Source organism: Streptomyces sp. CNT360 (genome assembly GCF_000424785.1).
The window spans coordinates 24397-36596 of the sequence record NZ_KE384243.1 but is presented as its reverse complement, the minus strand read 5'-3'; the positions used below and the strand labels follow the sequence as shown (position 1 = coordinate 36596).

Annotated in this window: 11 protein-coding genes and 1 pseudogene; 5 read left to right on the top strand and 7 right to left on the bottom strand. The window is 74.1% G+C overall.

From position 1 onward, the window contains the following. Positions 1-40: 40 nt before the first annotated feature. A pseudogene (gene def / locus H297_RS42100) lies at positions 41-715 on the bottom strand (peptide deformylase); the annotation flags it as partial. A gap of 270 nt (positions 716-985) precedes the next feature. On the opposite strand from def, the gene H297_RS0125955 reads away from it, so the two are divergent. Next, a complete protein-coding gene (locus tag H297_RS0125955; RefSeq protein ID WP_486589673.1) occupies positions 986-1438 on the top strand; it encodes a YunG family protein in 453 nt (150 codons plus the stop codon). Positions 1439-2263: 825 nt separating this feature from the next. Here the strand turns inward: H297_RS0125955 and H297_RS0125950 are convergent. Next, positions 2264-3238, bottom strand: a complete 975-nt coding sequence (locus H297_RS0125950) for a zinc-binding dehydrogenase (protein WP_027739425.1) — start codon at positions 3236-3238, stop codon at positions 2264-2266. Positions 3239-3437: 199 nt separating this feature from the next. On the opposite strand from H297_RS0125950, the gene H297_RS0125945 reads away from it, so the two are divergent. After that, the gene (locus H297_RS0125945) at positions 3438-3875 is read left to right on the top strand and encodes a MarR family transcriptional regulator (protein ID WP_027739424.1); all 438 of its coding nucleotides are present in this window, start codon (positions 3438-3440) and stop codon (positions 3873-3875) included. 221 nt (positions 3876-4096) lie between these two features. On the opposite strand, the gene H297_RS0125940 is transcribed toward H297_RS0125945, so the two are convergent. The 3 genes from H297_RS0125940 to H297_RS38505 all read right to left on the bottom strand — a co-directional run bounded on the left by H297_RS0125940 (position 4097) and on the right by H297_RS38505 (position 5806). After that, positions 4097-4495, bottom strand: a complete 399-nt coding sequence (locus H297_RS0125940; protein ID WP_051352225.1) for a GNAT family N-acetyltransferase — start codon at positions 4493-4495, stop codon at positions 4097-4099. Between the two features lie 168 nt (positions 4496-4663). After that, positions 4664-5128 (bottom strand): MarR family transcriptional regulator, encoded by a 465-nt coding sequence (locus tag H297_RS0125935; protein ID WP_037795494.1) that lies wholly within the window; start codon positions 5126-5128, stop codon positions 4664-4666. Between the two features lie 93 nt (positions 5129-5221). Next, the gene (locus H297_RS38505; protein ID WP_051352192.1) at positions 5222-5806 is read right to left on the bottom strand and encodes a hypothetical protein; all 585 of its coding nucleotides are present in this window, start codon (positions 5804-5806) and stop codon (positions 5222-5224) included. 240 nt (positions 5807-6046) lie between these two features. Here H297_RS38505 and H297_RS38500 point away from each other — a divergent pair, with 240 nt between their 5' ends. From H297_RS38500 to H297_RS44600, 3 genes are all read left to right on the top strand, one after another. Further along, a complete protein-coding gene (locus tag H297_RS38500) occupies positions 6047-6757 on the top strand; it encodes an HAD-IB family phosphatase (RefSeq protein WP_051352191.1) in 711 nt (236 codons plus the stop codon). 210 nt (positions 6758-6967) lie between these two features. After that, a complete protein-coding gene (locus tag H297_RS38495) occupies positions 6968-8446 on the top strand; it encodes a globin domain-containing protein (protein WP_078514616.1) in 1479 nt (492 codons plus the stop codon). A 148-nt stretch (positions 8447-8594) separates the two neighbouring features. After that, positions 8595-10301, top strand: coding sequence for a pyridoxamine 5'-phosphate oxidase family protein (locus H297_RS44600; RefSeq protein ID WP_486589672.1), 1707 nt, complete (start codon positions 8595-8597; stop codon positions 10299-10301). 45 nt (positions 10302-10346) lie between these two features. Here the strand turns inward: H297_RS44600 and H297_RS0125910 are convergent, their stop codons facing one another. Then, on the bottom strand, positions 10347-11012 hold the full coding sequence (locus H297_RS0125910) for a class I SAM-dependent methyltransferase (RefSeq protein WP_027739421.1): 666 nt from the start codon (positions 11010-11012) through the stop codon (positions 10347-10349). Between the two features lie 84 nt (positions 11013-11096). Beyond that, on the bottom strand, positions 11097-11990 hold the full coding sequence (locus tag H297_RS0125905) for an SDR family oxidoreductase (protein WP_027739420.1): 894 nt from the start codon (positions 11988-11990) through the stop codon (positions 11097-11099). Between the last annotated feature and the right edge of the window lie 210 nt (positions 11991-12200).

The following is a 12200-nucleotide window of genomic DNA, read 5'->3' as shown; positions in this document are numbered from 1 at the left end:
TTGCGGGGGCCGCGGCGTCTCCGTGGTGTGTACAGCGGGTCAGGTGGGCGGCCTTGCGGGTGCGCCGGGCGAAGACCTCCTCGCTGCGGTCCGCCGTCTGCCGCAGCGCTTCCTTGCGGTCGCGCCTGGAGAGCCGGTCGAGGTACGTGTGACCGAGGAGATGGTCGGTCTCGTGTTGCAGACACCGGGCGAAGTACCCGATCCCCTCGATGACCAGGGGGCTGCCGTCCTTGTCGAACCCGCGGACGACGGCCCGGTCGGTGCGGGGGGCCGCCATGGAGGAGCCGGGGACGGACAGGCAGCCCTCGGAGTCGTCGACCAGCCGGCGGCTGCCCGGCTCGGGAAGCTCCAGGGTCGGGTTGACGAGGTGGCCGACGTGCCGGACGCCGTCCTCGTCCGGGCAGTCGTACACGAACAGGCGCAGGCCGACGTCGACCTGGTTGGCGGCCAGACCCGCGCCGTCGGCCCCGTACATGGTCGGGAACATGTCGTCGATGAGCGCCGACAGCTCCGGAGTGCCGAATGTGGTGACCTCCCGGCACGGCCGGCCAAGGATCTCCTCGCCCACCGTGGTCACCCGGCGCACCGTGCCGCGCTCGGCCTCCGGCGGCAGCGCGGGGAAACCGTCGACCGGCCGCCCCTGTACCCGCACCCGCTGCCCCGCGCCCCGGCCACGGCCGTCCTGCGCTCCGGAACGGTCGTCACGAACAGACATCGCTGCCCACCCTTCTGGCCCTTCTGTGCCCGCCTGATCCTCCGTGCCCGCCTGGTCCTTCTGTGCCCGCGGCCGTCCGGGGAGGGGCCGCAGGAGGCGGGAGAGAGGTGAAGGAGGGTCGAGGGAGGGGAGGGGGACGGGAGCGGACAGGGAGGGGGAGGGCGTTTCCTCCCGGTGTGCGGGGATGATCCCCGGTAGCGTGAGGCGTTTCTGCGGTCTTCTGGGGATCATCGGGGGTCGTTGTCAGTGGGGTGGGGCATGCTTGCGGGCATGAGTGTGGATGCGGTCGAGGTTGCCGGTACGGGCGCGGGCGCGGGGGAGTTGGGGCGGATAGACGACCTCGCGTTGGACAGGGTCCGGCGGGCGCTGCGGGAGTCGTGGGGCGCGGACACCTGCTCGGCGGACGATCTGGCCCGCGCGGGTTGGAGCCCGGCCAACCCCGCCTGGGGCCAGTGCGACGTGACCGCCCTGGTGGTGCACGACCTGCTGGGCGGCGAGCTGATGTGCGGGGAGGTGTACGCGGCCAACGGCGAGCGGCAGGGCTTCCACTGGTGGAACCGGCTGCCGGACGGCCGGGAGATCGATTTCACCCGGGACCAGTTCCGTGCCGGTCAGGTCGTCACGGAGGGCGTCACCGTCCCCCGTCCGGTGGGCCGGCCCCTGAACAGGGCCGCCGAGTACACGCTGCTGCGCGGACGGGTCCGGGCACGACTGGGTAGCTGACCCGGCCCGAGGCCGGTCCCGAGGTCGAGTCCGGGTCCGGGTGACGGGACGGGCCGTCAGGCCACAGCCGGTGGTGCGGCGGTGCGGCGAGAGGCGGTTGCCCGAGCAGTCAGGTGTGCGGTGGCCGCGCCTGGCCCCCGCCGGTTCGCCGTACGACGCCCAGGTGGTCACGCCCGGATGGTCCGGCCCGGGGACGGTTCCGGGCTCGCGGGCCGCATGGCCGATGCGGGGTGGCACGTCCGTGGCGGTGACGGTGACCTCGGTTCCGTCGCCGGGCGGCCGGGCGCCAGGGCATCGTCACGGTGCCCGCGTACGCCGGGTTGTCGGACATGCCTTCCTGTGCGCTGTACGACGCGCCGCGCCGCTCCCACGCTGCGTCGGCACCGACTCCGGTAGCCCGGTGCTTCAACGTGCCGTGTCGGCACGACCCCGGTAGCCCGGTGCTCCAACGCGCCGTGCAGGCACGACCCCGGTAACCCGCCGTGCCCGCTCCGAGGCCCCGAAGGCGACGTCGACGACGTTCGTGGCCTCGGACGTCTTTCCGGGGCTGCCGACAGGATCGAGAAAGGTCAGGCCGTTCGGGAGCCGCCACCGGGCCGGGGCACCGGCCGCTTCACCCCCCGAAGGCGGCCGCCCCATCCCACCGTGGCCGCCCCACCCCGCCGTGACCGGGACGCCCGCGTAGCGTGGCTGCCGCCCGACGGGTGCGCGGGCGGATCCGGGGCGCCGTGGACGGCCCCGGATGACGCGGCGATCGTCCGGTCCGCGCGGACGGACTTGGGCACGGCCCGGCGGTGGGTCCCGGGGCGGGGCCCGTCGGGCGGCTCAGGGCAGCAGCAGGACCTTGCCGAGGTTGCCGCGCCCGGCGAGGAGGGCGTGGGCCTCGGCGGCGTCCTCCAGCGGGAACGCGGCGGCGACGGCGGGGCGCAGGTCGCCCGCGCGGTGCAGGGCCCACAGTTCGTCACGCCAGGCGGCGTAGCGGTGCGGGGTGTTGCGGGCGACGCGGGCGATCTGGAATCCGGTCACCGTCTTCCCGGCCAGCAGGTCGGAGGCGGCCAGCGTGCCGCCGCCCGAGCTGTAGGCGATCAGACGGCCGCCGTCGGCCAGGGCGTGGACGGCGGGGGTGAGGCGCTCGCCCCCGGCGGCGTCGAGAACGTAGGAGACGGGTCCGCCGACGGCGGCGGCCCAGTCGGGTTCGTCGTAGCCCAGGACGGTGTCCGCGCCCAGCGACCGCACGAACGCTCCCTTGGCGGCGGCGTCGCCGACGGCTGCGACGACCCGGGCGGCGCCGCCGCGGAGGCGGGCGAGTTGCAGCGCGAGGTGTCCGATGCCGCCGGCGGCGGCGGTGATCAGCGCGGTCTCGCCCGGTTGCGGCCGGGCCGCTTCCAGCGCGCCGAGTGCGACGAGTCCGCCGCGTACGAGGGCGACGGCGTCGCGGGCGGTGGCGTGGTCGGGGACGGGGGAGGCCATCGCGGTGTGCAGCAGGGCGAGTTCGGCGTAGGCGTCAGCGAAGCAGAGGCCGGTGACGCGGTCCCCCGGCCGGTACCCGGCGGTGTCAGGGCCGGCCGCCTCGACGGTCCCTGCGATCTCGCCGGCCACCGGCTGCGGTACCGCCGGTGCCGACTCGCCGCCCGGCCCGGTGCGGTGGCCCGGTGGAGCGGCGGAGGCGCCGAGTGCCCGGACGGCGGGCAGCGTGACGCCGATGGCCTCGGTACGGACGAGGAGTTGCCCGGGCCCTGGCTCGGGGGCGGCGACCTGCTGGAGCGTGAGGGTTCCGGCGGTGTGGCGCACGCGACGCATGGATCTCCCCTGGTGGTGGGCGGGCATCTGGTGGTGAGCGGACATCGGCCGTGACGGGTGGCGGACGTCCGCCGCGACGGACAACTGTCGGGCCGGGCGCCGGACCAATGGTCGTGGGAAACACCAACGATAAGGGAAACCGTAGGGGAGGCCAACGGTTATTCGTGGGGAACCCCTACGGTCGAAGTAGGCTGCCGCCATGCCCGAGACCCCGAGCGCCCCCACCCTCATCCGCACGCTGCCGAGTTGGCTGCTGGGCCGGGCCGCCGCACGCGGGCGTGCGCTGGTCGCCGACGCGCTGGCGGCCGAGGGCCTGCGGATGTGGCACCACGTCGTCCTCGCCGCCGCCTCCGACCATCAGCCCGTCGCCCAGGCGGAGCTCGCCCGTAGCGTGGCGCTCGACCCCAAGGACGTCGTCGGCATCCTCAACGACCTGGAGGGCGACGGCTACGTGCGCCGCGAGCCGCATCCCAGGGACCGGCGCAAGAACGCCGTACGGCTCACTCCGGAGGGGGAGCGGCTCCTGGCGCGGTGCGCCGCGGCGGCCGAGCGGGCCAACGAGGAGCTGCTGGCGGGGTTCAGCGCCCGCGAGCGTGCCGACTTCCTGGCGATGCTGGAGCGCGCCGCCGCACTCTGAGGCCCCACGGCCCCATGCGCTCGTCATGCAGGGCTGGTGCCCCGTCATGACCCCGGCCGTGGCCCGCACGGCCTCATGCGCCCGTCATGCCCGCGCACCCATCAGGGCCCCCGTGGGTCCCGTGGCCGTCACGGGCACCGTGGCCCCGCGGTCGACGGCCCCGGCCCGCAGGACATCGACGGCCCCGGTCCGCAGGACCGGGATGCGGCTGCACGGTCCTGTCAGGACAGGGGCAGTTTGAAGCCCAGGTGGGAGGCCTCGAAGCCCAGCCGCTCGTAGAAGCGGTGTGCGTCGATGCGGGTGGCGTCGGAGGTGAGCTGCACCAGCACGCAGTCCAGCCGGCGGGCCTCGTCGACGGCCCACTTGATGAGCCAGGTCCCCAGCCCGCCGCCGCGGGCGTCGGAGTGGATGCGGACGGCCTCGATCAGCGCCCGGGCCGCTCCGCGCCGGGAGAGGCCCGGGATCACGGTCAGGTGCAGCGTGCCGACCGTCTTGCCGTCCTGTTCGGCGACGACGAGGTGCTGCTGCGGGTCCGCGTCGATGCGGTCGAACGCGACGCGGTACGGGGAGAGGTCGCCGGGGGTCTCACGGGTGGCGCCGAGCGGGTCGTCGGCGAGCATCGCGACGATCTCGGGGATGTCCTCGGCGGTCGCCCTGCGGACGGTGAACCCCGCGTCGGTCGAGGCGGCGGGCGGCTCGGCGGGCGCCGCCGAACCGGTGGAAGCGGTGGTCATCCTCCGCACCTTACGCCTCGACGGGGCGCCGGGACGGGGCGGTCGGCGGCTGGTTCACGCCCCGGCGGGCGCCAACTCGCGGACGGCTGTGACGAGGGGCGCCAGTTCGGGGCGGGCCTCGGCGGCCTCCAGCGCCTCGCGCAGCGCGGTGTCGTGGGTGGGCCGGGCCGCCTCCAGGAGCGCGTGCCCGTCCTGTGTCACGTCCGTGTAGATGCCGCGCCGGTCGTCGGGGCACAGATACCGCCGCAGCAGGCCGCGCTCTTCGAGCCGGGTGACCAGCCGCGTGGTGGCGCTCTGGCTCAGCACGACCGCGTCGGCGAGCTGGTGCATGCGGAAGTGGCCGCCGGTCCCCTCGTGCTGCTGGCTCAGCACGTTCAGTACGGAGAACTCGCGCACGCTGAGCGCGTGACCGGCCTGGAGCGCCCGCTCGATGTGGGCCTCGATCCGCCCGTGCAGGGCGGACAGTGCGCACCAGCCGTGCGAGGGGCCCGGGTCGGGGCGGGGCGGTGCGCAGGGCATCTGGCGGCTCCTCTCCTCGCGCCCAGGGTAGGTCATGCCCCGTCACCGGGTTGTCGAGCGCGGGCATGGACGAGGCGGACTTCTCGGGGCGGCTCATCCGCTCATCCGCGCGCGCGTGCCCCACCGCGCGCGCCGCCGCCCGCCGGCGCCGGGGGATGCCGAGGGTGCCGTCCGCCGGGCGGCGGCGGTGCTCCGGTGCCGCCGCCCGCGTGCGGTGAGGCCCCAGGGTTTGAGCACGGAGACGACCATCATGAAGGCGTAGGCGCTCAGGGAGACGGCCGGGGGGATCACCAACTCGTAGGGCAGGACCGGCCGGCCCGCCGCCAGGTCGGTCACCGTCTGGTCGATCCGTACGCGGAAGAACAGCACGCTCGCCAGTGCGGCGGCGCCGGTGAGCCAGAACTTGACCCACACCCACCGGTGGCGGGCCAGTCCCCAGTGCGTTCCCAGGGACAGCAGGAGCCCGGAGGCCAGGGTGAGCAGGGCCAGCGGTGCGACCAGCCAGTCGCCGAAGACCTTCATGGAACGGTAGGAGCCCTCCGTCACGGCTGCGGACCCGGTGAGCGCCGCGGTGAGGCCCAGGGCCAGCAGGCAGAGCGTCATACCCAGCCAGCCGGCCGAGGCGCAGACGTGGAGTGAAAGGGTGCCTCTGCGGGCACGTCGGGTCAGTTGCCGCATAAGGGCCGAGTCTGGCCGCGTGCCCGGCGCCCGGCGTCCGACGGCGGGAGTATCCGCGGCTACTCGGCACCGAGTACGGCCGGGCCCGGACACGGGCGGGGCTCCCGAACAAGTGTGGGGCTCCGGCCGGACAGGGGGAGCCCCGTGGGCGGCCGGGAGCCCCGGGCCCCCCGTCGGCGCACCTGCGGGGCGGTCCCGCCCCCTGACGGGGTGCGGTGAGCGGCTCGTACGATCGCGGGTATGCATCCGGCTCAGAACGCGAGCGCGGACCAGGCGTCGGGAGGACGCCGCCCCCGCCTCCACCTCTTCGACCTCGACGGAACGCTGCTGTACGGGTCGGCGGCTGCCGTGGAGATCTCGCAGCAGCTCGGCGTCGAGCGCGAGATCCGTGCGCTCGAAAGCAGCTTCGCACGGCGGGAGCTGACCCCGCCGCAGTTCGCGGAGCGGGCCTGCGCGCTGTGGGCTGAGCTCACCGACGAGATCGTCGAAGCGGCCTTCACGGACGCACCGTGGATTTCGGGCATACGTGAGGTGTGGGAGCAGATCGGTGCGAACGGCGAGCGCTGTGCCGTGATTTCGCTCTCCCCGGATTTTTTTGTGCGGCGACTACGGGATTGGGGGGCGGATGCTACGCACGGTTCACGGTGGCCGGAGGTTCCCCGCGCAATCCCGAACGGAAGGACGACGTATCCCGCGTGCCCGGTCGACCCGGCGGGGATTCTCGCCCCCGCCTCGAAGGTGAAGATCGCGCAGGAGCTGTGTGCCCAATTCGGGGTCGAGCCCCGCGACTGCGTGGCTTACGGGGACTCCCTCTCGGACGCCGAACTGTTCGCCGCCGTCCCCGTTTCGGTGGCGGTCAACGCCGACCAGCACGTTCGGTCCCTGGCGTCCCACCACTACACCGGGCGTGATCTTCGGGAGGCCTACGGACTCGTCGCCGCACCACGGTAATTCATCGGGGCGTTCCGAATGGCGGAATTCCCGGGAACCGCGAACGGGGGTTGTGGAGTCAACCCTTCACGGTATGGTCGGGTCCCTCCCGCATCGTGACGGAGAACTGCGAAGGTTTCCTCGCGCGATGTTCACAGGGAGCGATTTGCCGAAACTTTCGGAACCCGGATGGGCACAGGACGTCCGGTAGATGCACAAGGCGAGGCGAGCATGACCACCATGTCGGGCAGCGACGGTGCGTCCGCCGGTGGCAGCGGCGCGCGGGGTTGGTTCACCCCGTCGTCCGATGCCGCACCCGCGGAGCACACCGCACCGGCCAGCAACGGCAGCACGACGGCATCCGGCGCTTCGGCTCCCGTGGCCGTCGGCCCCGCCGAACAGGGTGCCTTCGCGTCCCCGGGCGACGGTGCGTCCCACAGCGGCGGTCCGGCGACCACGGGCCCCGCCACCGATGCCCCGGTGACCGAAGGACAGGCCGCCGGCCATCCGGCCGTGGACGGCGCGGTCGGTGGTGGCGCGGAGTCGGACGGCGCCGTACCGGGTGGTGGCGAGCCCGACGACGCCGAGCTGGTCCGCGCCAGCATGGCGGAGCTGGAACGTTCCTCCGGTGCGGCGACGGCGTACTTCTACGCGCTGCTGTTCGTCCAGCATCCGCACCTGCGCGACATGTTCCCGGCCGCCATGGACGGCCAGCGCGACCGGCTTTTCCGCGCGCTGCTGACTGCCGTGCGCCTGTTCGACGAGGGCAAGCTCCTGAGCGAGTACCTGGCAGGGCTGGGCCGCGGCCACCGCAAGTACGGGACGCTGGCCACCCATTACCCGGCCGTCGGCGAGTGCCTGATGGCCGCCCTCGCCCGCTATGCACCCCGCTCCTGGGGGCCGCGCACCGAGGCCGCCTGGGTGCGCGCCTACACGGTGATCTCCCAGACCATGATCGACGCCGCGGCCGAGGACGAGAAGCGGGCACCCGCCTGGTGGGACGCGGAGATCGTCTCCCACGAGCGCCGCACACCGGACATCGCCGTGCTCACGGTGCGCCCCGACCAGCCCTACCCCTTCCGCGCCGGGCAATACGCCAGCCTGGAGACGCCCTGGTGGCCGCGGGTGTGGCGGCACTACTCGTTCGCCTCGGCGCCCCGCACCGACGGGCTGCTCACCTTCCACGTCAAGTCGGTGCCCGCGGGATGGGTGTCCACCGCGCTGGTGCAGCGCGCCCGGCCCGGTGACGTCCTGCGCCTCGGTCCGCCGGCCGGCTCGATGATCGTCGACCACCGTGCCGACAGCGGCCTGCTGTGCCTGGGCGGCGGCACCGGCATCGCCCCCATCAAGGCGCTCGTGGAGGACGTCGCGGGCCAGGGCGCAGCCCGTCCCGTCGAGGTGTTCTACGGCGCCCGCACCGATCACGACCTCTACGACCTGGACACCATGCTGCGGCTCCAGGACCGCTACGACTGGCTGTCCGTGCGGCCCGTCGTCGCCGCGGGAGGGGCCCTGGCGGGGCCGCAAGCGCTGGCGGGGGAACTGCCCGACGCGGTACGCCGGTACGGGCCCCGGCCCACGTACGAGGGCTACCTGTCCGGGCCGCCCGGAATGATCCGCAGCGGGGTGGAGGCGCTGGTCGGACTGGGCATCCCCGCCCACCGAATACGCCACGATTCCCTCGACGAACTGGTCGCGCAGGGGGCGTAAGTGATGAGGTGTGGCGGCCGGTTGTGCGCGTGCCGGGCCGTCGGCGCCGTTCACCTGGCTGCCGGGAGCGGCAGCACCGCAGCGGCGGGAACCCGTGCGGCGGCGAAGCAGGGCGACAGAGAGCAGGGGAAGGGGACGGGTGTCGGCGGTGAGTGAGGCGAACGGACCCGGAGACGGGCCCGCGGGGCACATAGCGGGCGCGGGCTCCCGCACCGACGCGGCCGACGGCTTCCCCGCCGGGCGCGGCGATCCGCCACGGCGCCCCGGCAGCGACGGCGAGCACGCGCTGCAGGAGCGGATCGGCTCCACGACACGGGCCGACCGGTTCTACGACGACCAGATGCTCGACCATCTCAACGAGCGGATGCGCGAGTTCGTCCGTCAGCAGGAGATGTTCTTCCTGGCCACCGCCGACCGTGACGGCGAGTGCGACAGCACCTTCCGCGCCGGGCCGCCGGGGTTCCTGCGGGTTTTGGACGAGCGGACCCTCGTCTTCCCCGAGTACCGCGGCAACGGCGTGCACGCCAGCCTCGGCAACATCCAGGAGAACCCGCACGTGGGGATCCTGCTCGTCGACTTCATCCGTGCCCGGATCGGGCTCCACATCAACGGCCGGGCCGAGGTGCTGGACGACGCCGAACTGCGCCCCTGGGTGCCCGACCTGCCCGAGGACCCGGTGCCCGGGCGGCGCGCCGTGCTGTGGGTGCGCATCGACGTCGAAGAGGCGTACATCCACTGCGCCAAACACATCCCCCACCTCCAGAAGGCGCCGCGTCGTCCGGCCCGCGAGTGGGGCACGGACGACTACAAGCGCAAGGGCGGCGACTTCTTCGGCGCCGCACGGGATGCGCGCGAGGCCCGCGCGCGGGAGACCGGCGAGGACCACGGCACCCGCCCCCGGCCCGCCGCCCCGGCACCGGCGGCCCGCGAGGGCGCGACCCGTGAGGGGTCGGCCCGTGAGGCGGTGGGCCAGGAGACGGCGGCCCGCGAAACGGTGGCCCGCCGAACGGTGGTTCAGGAGGCGGTGGGCAGCCAGGGTGCGGCCCAGCATGTGGGGGGCCGCGGGACGACCGACCGTGAGACAGCGGCCGAGGAGGCGGCAGTTGGCGCGGCGGCGGCCCGCGACACTGCTGCGGACCGCTCGGCGGAGGGCGCCGACGCCCTTGTGCCGCCCTCCCCGCCGAGCACACCGCCCCAGCCGTCGACGACACCGTCGGCCAACTCCGGGCCTGCGGTGCCGCCTGCGCCCACGGTGCCGCCTGTGCCCCCGGTCCCGCCTGTGCCCCCGGTCCCGCCCCAGCACGCGGCACCCGCACCGGAGGAGGCCGCACCGGTGGCCGCGTCGACGGCCGTGACCGCATCGGCTCCGGAACCGGCGCACGCCCCCGCACCGGGAGCCGGGCCCGGGCCCGCAGGCGGTTCCGGAACGGGTACGGCTGCCGGGACCGGTACCGGCCCCGCCGAGCCGCCCCCCGCCCACGCCTACAGCTACGCCCTGACCGCCCCCGAGCCGGCGCCGACCGCCGGCGCCGCGGCGGAAGCGCACGACTACCCCCTCCCGCCCCCCTCGGCCGGCGCGTCCGCCTCCGCAGCCGCGCCCGTGGCTGCTCCCGCACCGCTGCCCAGGCGGCGTCGGCACGCGGCGCCGTCGCCTCCCGCGGTGCCCTCGGCGCCGTCCGCCGTCTCCGCGGCCATCTCGGCACGCTCCGGGCCCGGCGGCGATCCGGACGAGCACTTCCAGGAGATCTCCGCCTGGCGGCAGGAGGCCGAGCGGGCGCTGGCGGAGGCCCAGCGCAGGGGTGAGGAGACGGAACAGCCCCCGGAGGAGCCGGTGTTCCAGGGCTGGTTCGGCTAGGAGCCCTCTGCACCCGTCAGCCCCCGCATCAGGAGAGAGGTCTGCCTACAGGCGGCAGCTGATCTCCAGACCGTCTTCCACGGGGAAGGTGACACTCTGGTATCCGTTGGCGGTGTCACGGACGTGGTCGAGGTAGGGCCCCAGATCGGGCAGGTCGACGTCGTCCGCCACCACGAGGGTGCCGGGCGGAAGATGCGCTTCCAGGAGTTGCAGGACGGGCAGGCACAGGTCCTTCCAGCCGTCCAGGAACAGGAAGTCGACCGGGGGCTGCAGTTCGGCGAGCGTCTGCAGGGCGTCGCCTTCCAGCACGGTGACGAGGTCGTCGAGCCCGGTGGCGGCGAAGGTGCGGCGGGCGGCCGTCGCCTTGGTGCTGCTCATCTCGGTGGTGACGACATGGCCGGTCCCGTTGTCCCGTACAGCCGCAGCCAGATGCACGGTGGAGATTCCGTACGAGGTGCCGAACTCGACGATCTGCGCGGGCCTGGTGGCGCGCACCAGGTTGTACAGGAGCCTGCCCCCGTCGGCGGAGACCGGCATGTAGATGTCCTGCGCCGCGTCGGCGAGTTGCTGCGCGGAGAGCTGGTCCCACTCGGCGTGTTGCCGGGCCCCGAGAGGTGTTGTGCTCTGTCCGTCGCGCTCTGCGGCCTCGAACATGCGGGTCAGGGCAGCTGAGACGCGTGGTTCGGCAAGGGTGTGGCGGTGCGTGGTCACGAGGTGCGCTCCTTGGATCTCTTGTGGGGTGCCGGACAGCGGACGGACCCGGAAGTGGGCCGCCCGCCGTGTCGGCCGGTCGGGTCAGGCCGTGTAGGCGCCCGCGTCGATGTCCTCGACGAGGGTGGGGCCGTCGGGCTGCCAGGACAGAAGCCGCCGGGTGGCGGTGCTGTCGGCGGTCATGGCCGAGGCGAAGAAGCGACCGACGAAGCCGAAGTGGGATCCGGCGTCTCCAGGCGCGACGGAGACGACCGGCAGGCCGAGGCTGCGGCCGATGGCCTCGGCGATCTCCTTCGTCGTGACGCTCTCCTCCGCCACGGCGTGCAGACGCGTGCCGGCGGGCGCCCGCTCCATGCCCAGGCGGACGAGGCGGGCCGCGTCCATGCGGTGCACCGCCGACCAGGCTGCGGAACCGTCACCGATGTAGCCCGAGGAGCCCTGCTTGCGAGCGGCGGCGGTCAGGAAGTCGACGAACCCCCAGTCGCCGCGCCCGTGCACGCTGGGCGCGAACCGTACGACCACGGTCCGCACGCCCTTGGCGACGTGGTCCAGGGCGAGGTTCTCGCTGCCGCCGCGGTTGGAGTCGGGGCCCACGGCCGGTGAGGCGTCGGCCTCGGTGGCCGGCCGCCCTTCCACCAGGCCGGAGAGTGCGGAAGCGACGACGAGGGGGCGACTGCTGCCTTCGAGCGCACCGCCGAGAGCGGCGACGGCGGCGCGCTCGGCGCGGTCCGATGCGGCCGGGTCGCCCCAGTCGTGCTTGTTCGCAAGGTGGATGACGGCGTCGGCCCGGGCCGCGCCGTGCCGCAGCGCGGTGAGGTCGTCCAGGTCACCGCGGAGCGCTGTGGCGCCCTTGGCGGTCAGCTTCTGCTCGCCCTCCGCGGACCGGGCCAGACCAGTGACCTGGTGGCCGGCCGCGAGGAGTTCGTCGACGACGGCCGATCCGATCCAGCCGGTTGCTCCTGTGACAAACGCACGCATGAGCGTGTCCTCCTTCGCCCTGTGAAGGGCTCCGTGACGGTGGTGGGGACGGTCCGGGGGTGGTCCCTGCGCACAGCGTCTGCGCCGCCCGCAGGGAAGCCTGTTGCCGCCTCGCCCTGGCGCGGCGCCGTCCCGCGTCCGCGCCGGGCACCGGCGACGACCGGCGCCCCGGCGAGCAGGACGACGAGCGCGGCGGACCGCAGCGCGGTG

Bases quoted from the DNA above. Each gene is read 5' to 3' on its own strand.
- H297_RS0125945 (WP_027739424.1), top strand. From the start codon at position 3,438: ATGCCCGAGACCCCGAGCGCCCCCACCCTCATCCGCACGCTGCCGAGT.
- H297_RS0125950 (WP_027739425.1), bottom strand. From the start codon at position 3,238: ATGCGTCGCGTGCGCCACACCGCCGGAACCCTCACGCTCCAGCAGGTC.
- H297_RS38505 (WP_051352192.1), bottom strand. From the start codon at position 5,806: ATGCGGCAACTGACCCGACGTGCCCGCAGAGGCACCCTTTCACTCCAC.
- H297_RS38495 (WP_078514616.1), top strand. From the start codon at position 6,968: ATGACCACCATGTCGGGCAGCGACGGTGCGTCCGCCGGTGGCAGCGGC.
- H297_RS0125935 (WP_037795494.1), bottom strand. From the start codon at position 5,128: ATGCCCTGCGCACCGCCCCGCCCCGACCCGGGCCCCTCGCACGGCTGG.
- H297_RS0125905 (WP_027739420.1), bottom strand. From the start codon at position 11,990: ATGCGTGCGTTTGTCACAGGAGCAACCGGCTGGATCGGATCGGCCGTC.
- H297_RS0125955 (WP_486589673.1), top strand. From the start codon at position 986: ATGAGTGTGGATGCGGTCGAGGTTGCCGGTACGGGCGCGGGCGCGGGG.
- H297_RS38500 (WP_051352191.1), top strand. From the start codon at position 6,047: ATGCATCCGGCTCAGAACGCGAGCGCGGACCAGGCGTCGGGAGGACGC.
- H297_RS0125940 (WP_051352225.1), bottom strand. From the start codon at position 4,495: ATGCTCGCCGACGACCCGCTCGGCGCCACCCGTGAGACCCCCGGCGAC.